A 17,109-nucleotide genomic window follows, 5' to 3' on the forward strand; every position below is an offset into this window, starting at 1 on the left:
ATATCCACCGGCCGATGCTGAAACGCCTGACCGTGATCCTGGCGGCCGCCGCCGCCTTCGTCGCCGCGCAAGCCGTGGGCGCCCAGGCGATGCCGCAGCCGGTGCCGCACGTCGAACTGACCAAGATGATGGGCCGCTGGTACGAGGTCGCGCGCCTGCCGAACATGACCCAGCGCGGGTGCCAGGCGGGCACCTCGGACTGGACGCGCAACGGCGACGGCTTCTCGGTGGTCCAGGCCTGTCACCGGGGCACGCCCGACGGGCCGCTCGCGGAATGGAAGGCCAGGGCCCGCGCCATCGACCCGGTCTCCAACGCCAAGTTCAAGATGAGCTTCTTCGGCGGGCTGGTGTCCCAGGAGTACTGGGTGCTGGACCAGCGCAGCGACGAGGGCTGGCTGATCCTCTCGACCCACGACGGCCGCTACCTGTGGCTGATGTCGCAGAAGCCGACCCTGCCGGCCGCCATCAAGACCGAGGCGGTGGCGCGCATCAAGCAGCTGGGCTTCGACACCGCCCGCCTGGAATTCCCGCTGCCGCCGCGCAGTTGAGGCCTTGCGTCCGGAACGAAGCCGGAACAATCTGGGCTCCGTGGACGCCACCGTCACCATCGTCACCGTCTCGCGGCCGGAAACCACGGCCGCCGTCACCCGTGGGGCAGGGCGGCTCTTGACCGCGCTCGGCTATGCGCCTCTGGCCGAGGTGACCCTGCCGAATGGACGTCGTGCCGACCTGATGGCGCTTGGGCCGCGCGGCGAGATCTTCATCGTCGAGGTGAAGTCCAGCCTCGAGGACTTCCGCACCGACCTGAAGTGGCATGAGTACCAGCCCTATTGCGACGCCTTCGCCTTCGCCGTGGGGCCGGAATTCCCGCGCGAGATCCTGCCCGAAGAGCCGGGGCTGATCGTCGCCGACGGCTTCGGCGGGGCGGTGCTGCGCGAGGCGCCGGTGGCCCGGCTGGCCGGCGCGCGGCGCAAGGCGCTGACCCTCGCCTTCGGCCGCCTGGCCGCGCTCAGGGCGGCGGGCGTTCAGGCGGTGGCGTTGGAGTAGGCCGGGGCGTTCTTTGTCATCGCCTTCAGCGCGCCCATGTGGCGGCGGGAGACGGGGATTTCGGCGCCGGTGGAGAGCACCACGGAGCCGCGGCCGGCGGCGTGGCGCACGCGCACGATGCGGTCGCAGCGCACCAGGCTCGAACGGTGCACGCGAACGAACAGCGCCGGGTCGAGCCGCGCGGCCAGCGCCCCGATCGACTGGCGGACCAGGAAGCTGCGGGCCCCGGTGTGGATGCGGACATAGTCGCGCTCCGCCGCCACCCAGTCGATCGCCGCCACCGGCAGGTTGATACGGCCGCCGCGCTCCTGAATCCAGATGTCGCGGTCGTACGCTCCATTTGGAGCGCCGGCCTGGGGCGCCGTCGCGGGACCGCTGCGCAGGTTGCGCAGGATCTCCTCCAGCTCCTGCACCCGCTCGGCCGCGGCGCGTTCCGCCAGGGCCTCGCGGGCGCGGGCCAGGGAGGCGGTGAGCCGGGCCGGCTCCACCGGCTTCAGCAGATAGTCGAAGGCCGCGCGCTCGAAGGCGTCCAGCGCGAAGCGGTCGAAGGCGGTGACGAAGATCACGATGGGCGCGGCCTCGCCGAGCGCGTCGAGCAGTTCGAGGCCGGTCAGGCCCGGCATCTTGATGTCCAGCAACACGACGTCGGGGGAGAGCTCGGCGATCATCCGCCGGGCCGCCACGCCGTCGGGCGCGGCGCCCACCAGCTCGACCTCGGCCTGATCCCGGAGCAGGATCTCCAGCCGCCGACGGGCGAGCGGCTCGTCGTCGACGATCAGCACCCGCAGCAGGGCCATCAGCGGCGCTCCAGCGGCAGCTCGACGGTGGCCGCGAAGCCGCCCCCGGCCCGCGGGCCGCAGGTCAGCACGCCGGCCTCGCCATAGAGCACCGCCAGGCGGCGGCGCACGTTGCTGAGGCCGACGCCCAGGGTGACGGGGGCGTCGGCGATATCGGCGACCGCGTCATCCTGCACGGTCAGCCGGAGCCGGCCGTCCCGCGCCTCGGCGATGATCTCGACGACCACCGGCCGCGTCGTGCGCGCAACGCCGTACTTCACCGCGTTCTCGATCAGGGGCTGCAGGATCAGGCCGGGCACGAGCGCGTCCCTGACCTCCGCCGGCGCGGTCTCGGTGAGCCGCAGCCGGTCGCCGAAGCGCTCCTGCTCGATGGCCAGGTACTGTCGCTGGGCGGTCAGCTCGTCGGCGAGGGTGATCTTGTCGCCGGGCGCCTTTTCCAGCGAGGCGCGCAGGAAGTTGGAGAGCGACAGCACCATGCGCTCGGCGCGGTCGAAGTCCTTCTGCAGGATCAGGGAGGACAGCGCGTTCAAGGTGTTGAACAGGAAATGCGGGTTGATCTGGTAGCGGAGCATCTGGTTCTGGCTCTCCGCCGCCAGGGCGTGAGCCTCGATGAGCCGCAGGTTCTGCTCGCGGACCTCCTCGTCGTAGCTGAGCGCGAAGACGATGGCGGACCAGACGATGAACGACCAGACCAGCACCGAGAAGTTCAGCATCAGGCCGTAGACGATGTCCCATTGCGAGGTCTTCTCGGTCCAGACCGGAAACAGGACGTAGAACACCAGCTGGTTGAAGCCGGTGTAGAAGGCCCCGCCCGCCGCCGACAGGCCGGCCGCCAGCGCCAGGCGCCGGCGCCAGGGCCAGCCGCGGGTGCGCAGCAGGAGGCGCTGGAACAGCATGCAGACCCCGAAGGCCACCGCGCAGACCAAGGCCCGGCGCGCGCCCAGGCCGATCAGCGTGGGCAGCGGCGTACCCATGCCGAGCGAGCGCATGGAGATCAGGAGGTAGGTGAAGACCCACAGGATCAGATTGGCGACCAGATATCGGTCGATCAGCGGCCGTTTCGCCGCCCCGGCGGGGGCGTCGGGCTGGCCGAACACAGTGTCCAAAGGGCCGCTCCCCCTCGCGCCGATACTTGCTAGCGTCCTTGTCGACTTCGAAGGTCGCCAGCGTTTGCCGCGAGCGCCTGCGACCTTCGGCGTCGGGACGCTAGACTAGGTCAAGATGCGGTGGGGGGCGATGCTGCTCGTCGTGGAAATCGCGCCGCTTGCAGCACTGACTGCATTTGGCCTCGAAAACTGCAGCCTTCATCGAATACGGCGTGATCGACGGCGTCGCCGCTCCGATGCTCGTGAAAAGCACCAGCCAGGGGGCGATCATGAAGCTTTGCGGACAGATCTCCATCGAGCTCACGGTCGATGACTTCGTCGAGGCGGCGGACCATCAGAAGCGCCTCGAGGCCCTGCTGAAGCTGATCAAGGACAGCTATCCCGACGCGACGCTGGCCATGCGGGAACGGCGGCAGCGCAAGGCGCTGGCGCTCACCCGAGCGGCGCCCAGGGCGCCGGCCACGTTCGACCGCTACGGCGAGGCCTGAGGTCGATGCGCGCCCGCAACGCCGTCCTGCAGGCCCTGCATCTCTTCAAGGCGCTGGATCCCAGGGTCAGCGTCAACGAGGTGATCGCCTTCCTCTACGCCGCCGAGAACGAGGGCCTGACCGTGCAGGAGGTGGCGACCGTCGCCCGCCTGACCCAGTCGACTGCCTCGCGCAGCCTGCGCGCGCTCGGGCCGCGGGGCTCCGAATGGTCCCAGCCGCCGGCGCTCGGCCTGCTCGAGGCCTACCTCAATCCCGACGACGGGCGCAGCCACGTCATCCAGCTCACCGAGAAGGGCCGGGATCTCCGCGATCGCCTCGATGCGATCATCCGCCAGTCGGTGACCATCGCCCCCGACCGGACCTCGCGCGCGGCCTAGCGCGGGGCGCGCTTGGCGAGGATCCGCTGCAGGGTGCGGCGGTGCATGTTGAGCCGGCGCGCGGTCTCCGAGACGTTGTGGTTGCAGAGCTCGTAGATGCGCTGGATGTGCTCCCAGCGGACCCGGTCGGCGCTCATCGGATTGTCGGGCGGGGCGGGGGACATGTCGCCGCGGGCCAAAAGCGCGCGGGCCACGTCGTCGGCGTCGGCGGGTTTCGAGAGATAGTCCACGGCGCCGGCCTTCACGGCCTGTACGGCGGTGGCGATGTTGCCGTAGCCGGTCAACATGATGATCCGGGCGTCGGGACGCGCGTCGCGGACCGCCTCCACCACCTTCAGGCCGGTGCCGTCCTCCAGGCGCATGTCGAGGACCGCGAACGCCGGCGCGTGGCTCTTCACCGCGGCCAGGGCCTCCGTGACGCTGCCCACCAGGGTCGGCTCGAAGCCGCGCTGCTCGAGGGCCCGCCCGAGGCGCGTGCGCAGCGGTGCGTCATCGTCGAGCACCAGCAACGATTTATCGGTCAGGGCGGCGACGTCGGCGGAAAGGTCGGTCATGCAGCGATCCCCGGAGGGCTCCCTAAACTCTGACGTGTGCGGCATCCTGTCGCACGTCCTCACAGGTCGGCAAGCTGGAACTCACAAAACCTTGGCCTCGATTTTCGCGCGCGGCCAGCGGGCCGCAACGACGGCGCCGCGCGGTCTGCCGTTCTGAAACGTCACGACCGCCCCTGTTCGTTCCAACAGCGTCTTGGCGATGAAGAACCCCAGGCCCATGCCGATGTGGCCGGTGCGCGAACCTTCAGCCCCCGGACGGGTGGTCACATAGGGCTCGCCGAGCTTGGCCAGCACCTCCGGCGCGAAGCCCTTGCCGTCGTCGCGGACCTCCATGGAAATCGTCTCGGCGTCAAAGCGCGCTGAGACCAGGATCTCGGAGGCCGCGAAGTCCACGGCGTTCTCCACGAACGACGAGAAGGCATGGGTGATTTCCGGCATCCGCCGGATGTACGGGGTCTTCATCCCCTTTGCGCCGGTGACGATCGCCTCGACGCGGACGCCCTTCACCGCGGCGTGCGGCTCGATCACCTCCTGCACCAGCTGGCGCAGGGACAGCCGCTCATGGACCTCGTCGGAGGCCGCGTCTGGGGTTTCGGTGAGCCGGCGCAGGATATCGCGGCAGCGCTCGGCCTGGGACACCAGGAGCTCGGCGTCCTCCTTCACCGCTGCGGTGGGCGCTTCGCGGGCGAGCTCCTTGGCGACGATAGAGATGGTGGCGAGCGGGGTGCCGAGCTCGTGGGCGGCGGCGGCGGCGAGCGCGCCCAGGGCCGAGAGCCGCTGTTCGCGCGCCAGCACCGCCTCGGTGACGTCCAGCGCCAGCGCCATGCGCGCCGACTCCACGGCGGCCTGCCGCACATAGCCGGCGGTGAGTGCGATGCCGGCGATATTGGCCAGCGCCGCGCCGATCCGGATGGTCGGCGGGACCGCGAAGATCGCGCCGGGCGGCTGCGGCAGAGGCAGGGCGACGAAGGCCAGCGCGACGGAGATCAGCGCCGCGATCGCGCACAGCACCACGACGGGGCGGAGCGGCAGGGTGGCCGCGGCGAGGGTCACCGGCGCGATCAGCATCAGGACGAAGGGGTTCGACGCCCCGCCGGTGAGGAACAGCAGCGCGCTCATCTGCAGGATGTCGATGGCGAGCTGGATCGTGGCCTCGCGATCGCCGAATATCCGCTGGCCGGGCGAGGCGACGCCGGTCAGGAGGTTCAGCCAGGCGCCGGCGCCGACCACCGCGAAGCACAGCGGGTAGGGCACGTCGAACCCCAGGCCCATGACCAGCAGCAGCAGGGCGACCTCGCCCACCACCACCAGCCAGCGCAGGGTGACCAGGGTCCGCACCCGCAGGCGCCCGCGGTGCACCGCGCCCTCGGACCAGTCGTCGCCGCCGCCGGCCTCGCCGCGCGCGGAGGGAGCCGCGCCTTGCGCGTCGGCGGCCCCAGTCCTATCGAGACGGGGCTGTGTCGCAGGCGCGGTGGGCGTCCTCAGTCTGGCCATGACGTTTGCAGGATCGCTCGCCTGCCGCGCCGTGACGAGCCCCAAAGCGAGAGGAACGCCTTATGAGCCGGACCGTATGGATCATCCTGGCTATCCTGGCCCTGGCCTTCGCCGCCGTCACCGGCCTGGCGGTCCGCCACGGCATACTGGGAACGCAGAGCCAGACCGCCGCCATCGGCGGGCCGTTCCAGCTGGTCGACCAGACCGGCCGCAAGGTCGACGCCGACCTGCTGAAGCGCAAATGGAGCGCGGTCTTTTTCGGCTTCACCTATTGCCCGGAGGCCTGCCCGACCACGCTCCTGGCGCTCGGCCAGGCCGAGAAGCTGCTGGGCCCCAAGGCCGACGACTTCCAGACAGTGTTCATCTCGGTCGATCCGGGGCGGGATACGCCCCAGGTGATGGCCAACTACCTGTCCAACAGCGCCTTTCCGCGCCGCAGCATCGGCCTGACCGGCACGCCGCAGCAGGTCGCCGGGGCCGCGGGGGCCTATCACGTCTTCTACCAGAAGGCCGGCGACGGCCCGGACTACCAGATCAACCACTCGACCATTACCTATCTGATGAGCCCCACAGGCAGTTTTGTCTGCGTCATCCCCTATGGCGACACCCCCAAGGCGATGACGGAGAAGATCGAGGCGGCCATGGCGCGCGGCCCGCACGCGCAGTCCTGCTGACAGCCGCCTCTCGCCTTCGCCTCGCGGGCGACAGGCGTTGAAAGAGGGCTATGGACCCGGTTAACGGTTCAGGTGTTATGTTGCGGCGCACAAAGGACGGGGCATGCTGTACTCCCTCTATGAAGCCGGTTTCTACGCCTCGACGCCCTTGCGGGCCGCCGCCAGGCTGACGCGCGACTTCTGGTCCTCGCCGCTCAATCCGGCGCGCGACAGCGACCTTGGGCGCAGGCTCTACGCCAACGCCGACCTGTTCGCGAACCTCACGCGCCGCTACGGCAAGCCGGCCTGGGGGATCGACACGGTCGAGATCGACGGCCAGGTGGTGCGGGTCCGCCTCGAAGAAGTCTGGTCGAGCCCCTGGTGCAAGCTCACCCACTTCGCCCGCGACATGGCCGACATGCGCCGCGCCGGGCGCCGCACCCGCGAACCGGCGGTGCTGATCGCCGCCCCGCTGTCCGGCCACTACGCCACCCTGCTGCGCGGCACGGTCGAGGCCTTCCTGCAGGACCACGAAGTCTACATCACCGAGTGGACCAACGCCCGCGACGTGCCGGTGATGGAGGGCCGCTTCGACTTCCACGACTACATCGACCACATCCGCCAGATGCTGCAGGTGCTGGGCCCCCGGCCGCACGTGGTGGCGGTCTGCCAGCCGGGTCCGCCGGTTCTGGCCGCCGCGGCGCTGATGGCCGAGGACGGCGACGAGAGCCGGCCGGGCTCCATGACCTTCATGGGCTCGCCGATCGACGCGCGGCTGTCGCCGACGGTCACCAACAAGCTGGCCGAGGAACGCCCCTTCACCTGGTTCCAGTCGCACATGATCGACACCGTGCCGCCGCCCTATCCGGGCATGGGCCGGCGCGTCTATCCGGGCTTCGTCCAGCTCGCGAGCTTCATGTCGATGAACGCCGAGAAGCACCAGGAGGCGCACCAGCGCTACCTGCGCCAGCTGATGGACGGCGATGGCGACGGCGCCGAGCGGCACCTGGAATTCTACGACGAGTACCTGTCCGTGCTCGACCTGACCGAGGAGTTCTATCTCCAGACGGTCGATGTGGTCTTCCAGCGCTACCTGCTGCCCAAGGGCGAGCTCGAGCACCGCGGCCGGCTGGTGCGGCCCGACCTGATCACCGACATCGCGCTGCTCACTGTCGAGGGCGAGAACGACGACATCTCCGGCATCGGCCAGACCCAGGCCGCGCACGCGCTCTGTTCGGGCCTGCCGGAGTCCCTGAAGCAGGACTACGTCCAGCCCCGCGTCGGCCACTACGGCGTCTTCAACGGCGCGCGGTTCCGCGACGAGATCTATCCGCGGGTGCGCAGCACGATCTGGGAGACCGAACTGGCGCTCGCGCGGACTGCGGCGAACAGCGCCCTCCCCAAGCGGACCAAAGCCGCTTAGCTTCACCGTTAATGAGTCTCTTCGGCCGCGTCCCTGCCGACGGCGACCGGCTGGAAGTCGCCGGTGCGGCCGTCACCCTGCGGGTCAATCGCCGCGCGCGCCGCGTATCGCTCCGCCTCGACCGCACCCGCCGCGAGATCGTCGCCACCGCGCCGACGCCGCGCCGCCTGTCCGAGGCCGCGGCCTTCGCCCGCGAGCGCGCCGTCTGGATCGCCGAGCGGATGGCCGAGCTGCCCGACGCGACCCCGGTGCATCCCGGCATGACCATTCAGGTGTTCGGCGAGCCGGTGCGCCTGGAGGCCGGCAGCGGCCGGGCCCGGTGGACCCCGGCCTCCGGCGGCGAACCGGCGCGCATCGCGGCCATGGGTGAAGGCGAGGGCTACGCCCGGGCCGTGATCCTGATGCTGAAGAAGCGGGCGCTGGCCGTGCTCACCGAACGCAGCGAGACCTACGCCGCCATGCTGGGCGTCGCCCCGCCGCAGGTGGCGGTGGCCGACGCCAAAGGGCGCTGGGGGTCCTGCCGGCCGGGCCTGCGCGGCGGGCCGGCCTCGATCCGCTATTCCTGGCGCCTGGCGCTCGCGCCCTTCGCGGTCGCCGACTATGTGGCGGCCCACGAGTGCGCCCACCTCCTGGAGCTCAACCACAGCCCACGGTTCTGGGCTCATGTCCGCGCCCTGGTGGGCGAGGCCAAGCCCCACCGCGCCTGGCTCCGCGCCGAGGGCGCAAGGCTCCACGCCTTCGGACGGTAGGGCGTCAGAGCGGCCAGGCGGCGTTCTGCAGGACGATGCGAAAGCCGTCCGGATCTTCGAAGGTCAGACCGGAGCTGTCCCAGTAAGGATTGTGCGACGCGACCGGCTTGCTCCCCAGGGCGCGCAATCTCTCCACCGCGGCCCGCCATTCGGCCCCGTCGGGCAGGTAGAAGACCAGCAGGGTTTCCGGATCGGGCGCCGCCCTCGAGGGACGACCTCGCCGGCGGGTGAATTCGAGATGGTAGGGCGCGTTGCGCGCGCCCAGCACGACGCCGTCGAAGCCGGCGTGATCCTCGAACGCGGCGAGCCTCTCCAGTGCAAGGCCGTCCACGTAGAAGGCCGTGACCTCATCCATTCTGCCGGTCGACCGCGCCACACGAAGCGTCGCGCCCGCCAGCGTCATGGCTAGTGCGGCGCTTCTTCCGGGTATCGCTGGGCCTGCGGCGGCGGCGGGGGCTCGGCCTCATGGTCGCCGTGCAGCAGGTCCTGGACGCCGTTGATGATCGCGCTCAGCGGGTCGGTGGTCGCTTCCGGCGCCGGGGCGAAGTCGGCGCCCGGGATCGGCTGGACGTTCAGGCGCGGCAGGGCCTGGGTCATGTAGTCATGCCAGATCGCGGCCGGCGGGCCGCCGCCGGTGACCTTCCGCATGGGGGTGTTGTCGTCCTTGCCGACCCAGACGGCGGTGACGAAGCCGCCGGTGTAGCCGATGAACCAGGCGTCTCGGTAATCGCTGGTGGTGCCGGTTTTGCCGGCCAGGTCGAAGCCCTTGACGCTGGCCCGCGTGCCGGTGCCCGAGACGATCACCTGACGCATCATGCGGATCATATAGGAGAGCGCCGGCTGGCCGATCACCGCGCGCCGCTGGCCGCCGCCGACCCCGTGGTCGTAGAGCACCCGGCCGGTGGCGGTGCGGATGCGCTCGATACCGTAGCCCTTGGCGAACACCCCGCCATTGGAGAACGGCGCATAGGCCTGGGCCATCTCCAGCGGGCTGACCTCGACGGCGCCGAGCGCCATGGAAGGGTCGAGCTGGATCGGCGAGGTGATGCCCAGGCGCCGCGCGGTCGCCGCCACGTTGGAGGTCCCGACCTCGTTGGCCAGCCGCGCGGCCACGGTGTTGATCGATTCCTTGAGGCCGATCTCGAGCGTGATCGGGCCCAGGTAGCGGCCGGTGTAGTTGCGCGGCGTCCAGTTGCCGATGGTGATCGGCTCGTCGACCACCGGGGTATCGGGGGTGCGGCCGGCCTCCATGGCCGTCAGGTAGACGAAGGGCTTGAACGAGGAGCCGGCCTGGCGCCTCGCCTGGGTGGCGCGGTCGAACTGGCTCTGCAGGTAGTTGATGCCGCCGACATAGGCGCGGATGCGACCCTCGCCGTCGAGCGAGATCAGCGCCGCCTGCTGCACGCCCTGGGCCTTGGCGGCCGCGACGCCAGTCTGCACCGCCTGCTCGGCCGAGGCCTGCAGCGGCAGGTCCAGCGTGGTCTCCACCACCAGGTCCTCGGTGGTTTCGCCGACCAGCTGGCGGACCTGGTCGTCGACCCAGTCGGTGAAGTACTGCGCCCGCTGGTTGGCCAGCACCGGATTGACCCTGACCTTGGTGGCGAAGGCCTCGTCGCGCTGCTGGGGGGTGATGGCGTGGATGCGGACCATCTCGTCGAGCACAATCGTGGCGCGGCGCGCGGCGCGGTCGGTGGCGGCCACCGGCGAATAGCGCGAGGGGCCCTTCATCAGCCCGGCCAGCAGCGCGCTCTCGCCCAGGCTCAGCTGGGCGGCGGGCTTGCCGAAATAGCGCTGCGAGGCGGCCTCGATGCCGTAGGCCCCGGCGCCGAAATAGACCCGGTTCAGATAGAGCTCGAGGATCTGCTTCTTGGAGAATTTGGCCTCCAGCCAGACGGCGAGGATCAGCTCCTGGGCCTTGCGCCGGTAGGTCTGGTTGGGCGTCAGGAAGAGGTTGCGCGCCAGCTGCTGGGTGATCGTCGAGCCGCCGCGCAAGGGGCCGCCGCCGCGGTGCGTCCAGTCGTAGATCTGGCTACGGGCGATGCCCCAGGGGTTGAAGCCGAAGTGCCAGTAGAACCAGCGGTCCTCGATGGCCACGAAGGCCTTGGGCACATAGGGCGGCAGCTTGTCGAGGTCGACCGGCGGGGCGTACTGGCTGCCGCGCACCGCCACCAGCCCGCCGGAGCGGTCGAGATAGGAGACCGAGGGCTGGCGCTTGACCTCATAGAGCTTGGAGGTGTCGGGCAGATCGACGGAGAACACCGCGAAGAAGGCGACCGTGAAGATCAACCCCCAGACGCCCAGCACCAGGGTCCAGTAGATCAGCGCCTGCAGGGGCGAGCGGCCCGGTCGGGGCTCGCCGGCTTCGTCGCGCGGCGGCGGCGCTTTAGCCATCTGATCGTGGTCCTACCGTCCTGGAGCCCCCCGACCCCGGGGCGACCCATAGCTCACAGCAGACAAGCACGCGACAAGATTGACGAGATATGAACGCCGGGGTTTACGGGCGCTCCAAAAGGCTTCCGCGAGGCTTCCTTACAGGCCAAGCTTCGGTCACATTCCCCGCTGAGCCTCAAGGCTTCGGGCCGGCGTTCCCTGGAGGGACAGTTCAAGATGTTGCGGATCAAGGTTGTGGCGCTCGTGGCGCTGATGGTGTTGGGCGCGGCGGCCTGTTCCCCGAAGGTCGGCGGCGGCGCGGGGGCGCTGCCCGACGACATGGGCCTGGGGAACGCCCAGGCCAAGACCACGGTGGTGGAATACGCCTCGGTCGGCTGCCCGGTCTGCGCCAAGTGGCAGAAGGAGGTCTATCCGGCCTTCAAGGCGAAATACATCGACACCGGCAAGATCCACTACGTCTTCCGCGAGATGCTGGTCGGGCAGGGCGCGGAGATTCAGGTCGCCGCCTCCGGCTTCCTGGTCGCCCGCTGCGCCGGCAAGGACAAGTATTTCGCGGTCAACGACGCGATCTTCAAGAACCAGGAGCAGGCCTTCCAGGCGCCGCGCGAAACCCTGCTCGACATCGCCAAGTCGGTCGGCATGACCGAGGACGGCTTCAAGGCATGCATCAACGACGAGAAGTCGCTGCAGGCGCTGAACGACCGCGTCGAGCGCCATAACCGCGACGACCACGTCAACTCCACGCCGACCTTCGTGATCAACGGCAAGGCGATGGAGCCTGGCTTCCATTCGCTGGAAGAGATCGACGCGGCGATCAAGGCCTCCGGGGGCTAGGCGACCGCTTCGCGACTGTCGCCGCCGTACTCGCGGTCATCTCGATCGCGGCCTGCAAGGCCTCGAACAGGCGTCGGGTTTCGATCGGCTTGGTGAGCACCAGGTCCATGCCCGCGCTCCGGTAGTCCGCCACCTGGTGAGCCATGGCGTTGGCGGTCAGGCCGATGATCGGCGTGCGGGCGCGGCCCGCGGCGGCCTCCAGGCTCCGGATGGTCCGGGTCGCCGTCGGCCCGTCCATCACCGGCATCTGGACGTCCATGAGGATCATGTCCCAGGGCTCCCTCTCCCAGGCGGCGACGGCCTCGGCGCCGTTGGCCACGATCACCGGCTCCAGGCCGACCTGCTGCAGCAGCGTCCTGAGGACCAGCTGATTGACGGCGTTGTCCTCGGCCGCGAGCACCCGGATCGCGTCAGTCCGCGCCCAGCTTGGCTGTTCCGTGGACGGCGCTGTCCCGGCCCGCGGCGCCGGGCCGACCCATTGCAGGGGCGTGACGACCGTGAAGGTCGATCCCGAGTCCAGGGTGCTGGTCGCCTCGATCGACCCGCCCATGAGCTCGGCCAGTTCGCGGCAGATCGCCAGGCCGAGGCCCGTGCCGCCGAAACGGCGGGTCGTCGAGGAGTCGGCCTGGGTGAATTTGTCGAACAGGGAAGACAGGCTGTCGGCCGACATGCCGACGCCGGTGTCGCTGACGACGATGCTCAGCCGCCCGTCGGCGTGGGCGACGCCGATCCGGATTTCGCCCACCTCGGTGAATTTCAGCGCGTTGGCGATCAGGTTGTTGAGAATCTGCCACAGCCGGGTCGGATCGCCCCGATAGATCCCCGGCGCGGCGTCGACGTCGAGGACGAACGACATGGCCTTCTCGCTGGCCAGGCTCGCGAAGTTGGAGTGGGCTCGGCGGGCGAGGTCGGCCAGATCGAACTCGATCACCTCCAGCTCCAGCATGCCGGCCTCGATCTTGGAGAGGTCGAGGACGTCGTTCAGGATACTCAGCAGGGCCTCGCCGGAGTGGCGGACCACGTCCAGCCGCTCGCGCTGGTGCGGCGCCAGATCGTCCGCCGCCATCGCCTGGGCCATGCCCAGCACGCCGTTGAGCGGCGTGCGGATCTCGTGACTCATGGTCGCCAGGAAGGCGCTCTTGGCCTGGTTGGCGGCCTCGGCCTCCGCCTTGGCCTGCAGCAGCGACAGCTCGGCGAGCTTGCGTTCGGTGATGTTCTGGAGCGCCCCGATCAGCCGCGCGGGCCGTCCCTGCTCGTCGGCGAACAGCTTGACCACCCCCTGCGCCCAGACTTCGCGACCGTCGGAACGGTTGATCCGGTACTCCGGCCGATAGGGCGCGCCGGTCTCGACATGGTCGTTCCAGGCGGCGGCCACGCGGTCGCGGTCCCGCGGATCGATGGTCACGGTGACGTCCCGGTGCACGCCCTCGAAGGTTTGCGGTTCGCTGAAGAAGGTGTCCTCCGCGCCGGCCTTGAACAGCTGCTGTTGCTGGTAGTCCAGCTCCCAGACGTGCAGGTCCGCGAGCGCCAGCGCCAGGTTCAGCCGCTCCTCGGAGCGCTCGCTTCGCCGGAACGCCGCGTCGCGTTCGCGCACCGACTGGGCCCTGGCCCATTCATCCGCGACGAAGTCGGCCAGGTCCCTGAGGCGCGCGGCCTTGCCCGCGTCGAACGCCTGCGGCTCCAGCCCCGAGATGCTCAGGACCCCCGGCCGGGCGCCGTCCGGCAGGCAGATGGGCACGACGGCGTTGAAACGCAGGAACGGCGGGCCGGTGACCAGGGGATTGTCCGAGACCCGCGGATCCAGCCTGCCGTCCTCGACCCAGAACAGCTCGCCGCCCGCCAGGATAGCCTCGGTCACCGGGTCCTCGGCCGGCAGGTCGTCGGCATATCGGCTGCGCCAGATCTCACCGTCGTGGACGAGGATGATCGAGGCGCCCGCCGAGGAGAACATGCTGGCCGCCAGGCGCGCGGCGCGGTCGAACACCGCCAGCGACAGGTCGAGGCCGAAAGGCGCGGCCTTCGGCGACGGACGGTCTTTGCGGCCCTTGGACTTTTTCATAGGTCGGATCTGGGCTTCTCGGCAAAGCGGCAGCGTGGGCTATGTGGGTTAAGGGCGAGGCTGGAAACGATCCGCGCGCGATATGTCGCAGGCTAATCCGTCGCATAGCGGCGGGCGTGGAACGGTTGTCCGAACGGCGCCGGATGACGGGTTCGCAGACGCCCGGCGGTGATCGCGACGGGTCCGCGACATTCCTGCATACCGGGTGTGCGAAAATAGCGGTTGCGATCGATCTTAACACTGTTATCTTAGCGTTGCTCAGTTGGCTGTGCGCTTCGGGTGGGGATACCCGGGACGATCCCACGCGGCAGGCCGGGCCGGTGTCTTGAGCAGGGACGCCGCCACTCCCCGAACTGTTTGGAGGGCCTCATCATGAAGCTCCTTACCCTTGCGGCCGCCTGCGCCGCTTTCGCCACCCTCTCCGTCGCCGCCCCGGCCTTCGCCGCTGAACCGGTGATCGCCAAGCTGCAACAACCCGTCTCGCAACCGGTGAAGTTCATCGCCGGCGGCGCGATCTTCAAATGCGAAGCGGACACCTGCGTCGCCAGCGCCGCCACCTCCGAGACCTTCTCGACCGGCGCCTGCAAAACCGTCGCCGCCAACGTCGGCGCGGTCACGGCCTTCACCAGCACCAAGACCATGGACGACACGCGTCTCGGCGCCTGCAACAGCGTCGCCGTCGCCCGCACGGCCAGCCCGCAGCTGGCCACGAAATAGCCTGGTCTCCGATCTCCCAGCAGCTCTGTTGTCGAGCTTCTGAACTTGGGCGCCGGCCTTCGGGTCGGCGCCCTTTTCTTTGCCTGGCGTCGGACTGCCGTGACGTAAGGCGCGGACCCCGTGACTATTCGTCGGGTCCCGAGGGGCGCCCGTTGTGTTGCGGCGCGGGAGGTCGCGTGCTATCAGGCGCGCGGCTTTGGGCCGGGGGTCTTTGAGGCCTTTGTGCTCGATGTGCTTTTTCCAAGCGCTTTCAAGCCTTTAAGGCTGTCGCGGAGATTACTGCGGCGGCTCCCTAGTCGCACCGGGCGGACACTTAAGTGGCGGACGATTCCAAGCTATCGAATGTGGGCTCCAGATACGCTCAGGCCCTGTTCGATCTGGCGAGCGAAGAGAAGCAGGTTTCAGCCATCGAGGCCGACCTGAAATCCCTGAAGAATGCGCTCAGGGACAGCCATGATCTGCGGGTCCTGGTGGGCTCGCCCGCCTTTGGCGCGGACGACAAGGGCAAGGGTCTGGCGGCCATCGCCGACAAGGCGAAGTTCAACGCCACCACCAAGAAGTTCCTGGGCCTCCTGGCCGCCAACGGCCGCGCCTCGCTGCTGGCTTCGGTGATCACCGGCTATGAGGCGCTGTCGGCCAAGGCCCGTGGCGCGGTCTCCGCCCAGGTCACCACGGCCCTGCCGCTCAACGCCGCCCAGGCCAAGGGCCTCGCCGCGGCGCTCCGTCAGGCGCTGGGCAAGGATCCCGAAATCGAGACCCGCGTCGACCCCGCCATCCTCGGCGGGATCAAGGTGCAGGTCGGCTCCCGTCTGTTCGACGCTTCGCTCAAGTCGAAGCTCGACTCCCTGAAATTCGCCCTCAAGAGAGCGTAAGATCCATGGATATCCGCGCCGCCGAGATTTCGGCCATCCTCAAGTCGCAGATCGCCAATTTCGGCGAAGACGCTGACGTCTCCGACGTCGGCAAGGTGCTGTCGGTCGGCGACGGCATCGCCCGCGTGTTCGGCCTCGACAGCGTCCAGGCCGGCGAGATGGTCGAGTTCCCCAAGGCCGGGGTGAAGGGCATGGCCCTCAACCTCGAGCGTGACAACGTCGGCGTCGTGATCTTCGGCGAAGACCGCTCGATCTCGGAGGGCGACGAAGTCCGCCGCCTGGGCGAGATCGTGGACGTGCCGGTCGGCAAGGGCCTGCTCGGCCGGGTGGTCAATCCGCTGGGCGAGCCGATCGACGGCAAGGGTCCGCTGACCAATGTCGCCGAGCGCCGCCGGGTGGACGTGAAGGCCCCGGGCATCATTCCGCGGAAGTCGGTGCATGAGCCGGTGCAGACCGGCCTGAAGGCCATCGACACCCTGATCCCGGTCGGCCGCGGCCAGCGCGAGCTGATCATCGGCGACCGCCAGACCGGCAAGACCGCCGTGGCGATCGACACCATCCTGAACCAGAAGTCGATCAACGCGGGGACGGACGAGAGCGCCAAGCTCTATTGCATCTACGTCGCCATCGGCCAAAAGCGCTCGACTGTCGCCCAGATCGTCAAGACGCTCGAGGAGCGCGGCGCGCTCGACTACACCATCGTGGTCTCCGCGACCGCCTCTGAACCGGCCCCGCTGCAATTCCTGGCGCCCTTCTCGGGCTGCGCCATGGGCGAGTGGTTCCGCGACAACGGCATGCACGCCGTGATCATCTATGACGACCTTTCCAAGCAGGCCGTCGCCTATCGCCAGATGTCGCTGCTGCTGCGCCGCCCGCCGGGCCGCGAAGCCTATCCCGGCGACGTCTTCTACCTGCACAGCCGCCTGCTGGAGCGGGCCGCCAAGCTCAACGAGGACAACGGCTCCGGCTCGCTGACCGCCCTGCCGCTGATCGAGACCCAGGCCAACGACGTCTCGGCCTATATCCCGACCAATGTGATCTCGATCACCGACGGCCAGATCTTCCTGGAAACCGACCTCTTCTTCCAGGGCATCCGCCCGGCGGTGAACGTCGGCATCTCGGTGAGCCGCGTGGGCTCCTCGGCCCAGATCAAGGCCATGAAGACCGCCGCCGGCCCGATCAAGGGCGAGCTCGCCCAGTACCGGGAAATGGCCGCCTTCGCGAAGTTCGGCTCCGACCTCGACATCACCACCCAGCGCCAGCTGGCGCGCGGCGAGCGCCTGACCGAACTCCTGAAGCAGCCGCAGTACTCGCCGCTGGCCGTGGAAGAACAGGTCGCCGTGGTCTACGCCGGCACCCGCGGCTATCTCGACCGCATCGCCACCAACCAGGTCCGCCGGTTCGAGAGCGAGCTGCTCGCCCACCTGCACGGCAAGCACCAGGCTCTGCTGGACAAGATCCGCATCGAAAAAGACCTCAAGAACGTCGAAGACGATCTGAAGTCGGTGCTGGCCGCCTTCGCCGAAACCTTCGCTTGAAACTGACCCA

Annotated in this window: 18 protein-coding genes; 11 read left to right on the forward strand and 7 right to left on the reverse strand. The window is 69.2% G+C overall.

Translation table 11 applies throughout. The annotated features are described in order from the left end of the window. Positions 1-14 precede the first annotated feature (14 nt). Together ACESMY_RS02560 and mmcB are read left to right on the forward strand one after the other, a co-directional pair. Entirely contained in the window at positions 15-548 is a 534-nt protein-coding gene (locus ACESMY_RS02560; RefSeq protein ID WP_372781849.1) for a lipocalin family protein, read from the forward strand. A 58-nt stretch (positions 549-606) separates the two neighbouring features. Continuing rightward, positions 607-1,047 (forward strand): DNA repair putative endonuclease MmcB, encoded by a 441-nt coding sequence (mmcB, locus tag ACESMY_RS02565; RefSeq protein WP_372782292.1) that lies wholly within the window; start codon positions 607-609, stop codon positions 1,045-1,047. Here the strand turns inward: mmcB and ACESMY_RS02570 are convergent. After that, positions 1,026-1,844 (reverse strand): LytR/AlgR family response regulator transcription factor, encoded by an 819-nt coding sequence (locus ACESMY_RS02570; protein ID WP_372781851.1) that lies wholly within the window; start codon positions 1,842-1,844, stop codon positions 1,026-1,028. The genes mmcB and ACESMY_RS02570 overlap by 22 nt on opposite strands. Then, positions 1,844-2,941 carry a sensor histidine kinase gene (locus tag ACESMY_RS02575; protein ID WP_372782294.1) on the reverse strand — a complete coding sequence of 366 codons (1,098 nt, stop codon included), beginning with the start codon at positions 2,939-2,941 and terminating at the stop codon, positions 1,844-1,846. Before ACESMY_RS02575 ends, ACESMY_RS02570 begins: the two co-directional genes overlap by 1 nt. A gap of 185 nt (positions 2,942-3,126) precedes the next feature. Here ACESMY_RS02575 and ACESMY_RS02580 point away from each other — a divergent pair, with 185 nt between their 5' ends. Both ACESMY_RS02580 and ACESMY_RS02585 read left to right on the forward strand, forming a co-directional pair. Beyond that, positions 3,127-3,438 carry a hypothetical protein gene (locus ACESMY_RS02580; protein ID WP_372781853.1) on the forward strand — a complete coding sequence of 104 codons (312 nt, stop codon included), beginning with the start codon at positions 3,127-3,129 and terminating at the stop codon, positions 3,436-3,438. Between the two features lie 5 nt (positions 3,439-3,443). After that, positions 3,444-3,815, forward strand: coding sequence for a MarR family winged helix-turn-helix transcriptional regulator (locus ACESMY_RS02585; protein WP_372781855.1), 372 nt, complete (start codon positions 3,444-3,446; stop codon positions 3,813-3,815). Here the strand turns inward: ACESMY_RS02585 and ACESMY_RS02590 are convergent. Further along, the gene (locus tag ACESMY_RS02590) at positions 3,812-4,369 is read right to left on the reverse strand and encodes an ActR/PrrA/RegA family redox response regulator transcription factor (protein WP_372781857.1); all 558 of its coding nucleotides are present in this window, start codon (positions 4,367-4,369) and stop codon (positions 3,812-3,814) included. The genes ACESMY_RS02585 and ACESMY_RS02590 overlap by 4 nt on opposite strands. Before the next feature lie 81 nt (positions 4,370-4,450). Then, positions 4,451-5,863: an ActS/PrrB/RegB family redox-sensitive histidine kinase gene (locus tag ACESMY_RS02595; protein ID WP_372781859.1), complete on the reverse strand. Its 1,413-nt coding sequence runs from the start codon at positions 5,861-5,863 to the stop codon at positions 4,451-4,453. Positions 5,864-5,925: 62 nt separating this feature from the next. Between ACESMY_RS02595 and ACESMY_RS02600 the strand changes: the two genes are divergently transcribed. From ACESMY_RS02600 to ACESMY_RS02610, 3 genes are all read left to right on the forward strand, one after another. Further along, on the forward strand, positions 5,926-6,537 hold the full coding sequence (locus tag ACESMY_RS02600) for an SCO family protein (protein WP_372781861.1): 612 nt from the start codon (positions 5,926-5,928) through the stop codon (positions 6,535-6,537). A 103-nt stretch (positions 6,538-6,640) separates the two neighbouring features. Next, complete coding sequence (locus tag ACESMY_RS02605; protein ID WP_372781863.1) at positions 6,641-7,939, forward strand: polyhydroxyalkanoate depolymerase; 1,299 nt, start codon at positions 6,641-6,643, stop codon at positions 7,937-7,939. Positions 7,940-7,950: 11 nt separating this feature from the next. Then, a complete protein-coding gene (locus ACESMY_RS02610; protein ID WP_372781865.1) occupies positions 7,951-8,688 on the forward strand; it encodes a M48 family metallopeptidase in 738 nt (245 codons plus the stop codon). Positions 8,689-8,692: 4 nt separating this feature from the next. Here the strand turns inward: ACESMY_RS02610 and ACESMY_RS02615 are convergent, their stop codons facing one another. Further along, complete coding sequence (locus ACESMY_RS02615; protein WP_372781867.1) at positions 8,693-9,091, reverse strand: VOC family protein; 399 nt, start codon at positions 9,089-9,091, stop codon at positions 8,693-8,695. Positions 9,092-9,093: 2 nt separating this feature from the next. After that, positions 9,094-11,079 (reverse strand): transglycosylase domain-containing protein, encoded by a 1,986-nt coding sequence (locus ACESMY_RS02620; RefSeq protein WP_372781869.1) that lies wholly within the window; start codon positions 11,077-11,079, stop codon positions 9,094-9,096. Positions 11,080-11,295: 216 nt separating this feature from the next. Here ACESMY_RS02620 and ACESMY_RS02625 point away from each other — a divergent pair, with 216 nt between their 5' ends. Continuing rightward, positions 11,296-11,913, forward strand: coding sequence for a thioredoxin domain-containing protein (locus tag ACESMY_RS02625; RefSeq protein WP_372781871.1), 618 nt, complete (start codon positions 11,296-11,298; stop codon positions 11,911-11,913). Here ACESMY_RS02625 and ACESMY_RS02630 read toward each other — a convergent pair. Continuing rightward, positions 11,894-13,972, reverse strand: a complete 2,079-nt coding sequence (locus ACESMY_RS02630) for an ATP-binding protein (RefSeq protein WP_372781873.1) — start codon at positions 13,970-13,972, stop codon at positions 11,894-11,896. The genes ACESMY_RS02625 and ACESMY_RS02630 overlap by 20 nt on opposite strands. 372 nt (positions 13,973-14,344) lie before the next feature. Between ACESMY_RS02630 and ACESMY_RS02635 the strand changes: the two genes are divergently transcribed. The 3 genes from ACESMY_RS02635 to atpA all read left to right on the forward strand — a co-directional run bounded on the left by ACESMY_RS02635 (position 14,345) and on the right by atpA (position 17,099). Beyond that, complete coding sequence (locus ACESMY_RS02635; protein WP_372781875.1) at positions 14,345-14,689, forward strand: hypothetical protein; 345 nt, start codon at positions 14,345-14,347, stop codon at positions 14,687-14,689. A 317-nt stretch (positions 14,690-15,006) separates the two neighbouring features. Next, positions 15,007-15,561 (forward strand): F0F1 ATP synthase subunit delta, encoded by a 555-nt coding sequence (locus ACESMY_RS02640; protein ID WP_372781877.1) that lies wholly within the window; start codon positions 15,007-15,009, stop codon positions 15,559-15,561. Between the two features lie 5 nt (positions 15,562-15,566). Next, the gene (gene atpA, locus ACESMY_RS02645; RefSeq protein WP_372781879.1) at positions 15,567-17,099 is read left to right on the forward strand and encodes a F0F1 ATP synthase subunit alpha; all 1,533 of its coding nucleotides are present in this window, start codon (positions 15,567-15,569) and stop codon (positions 17,097-17,099) included. Positions 17,100-17,109: the final 10 nt, after the last annotated feature.

The organism is Phenylobacterium sp., assembly GCF_041691455.1.
Classification (GTDB): Bacteria; Pseudomonadota; Alphaproteobacteria; order Caulobacterales; family Caulobacteraceae; genus Phenylobacterium.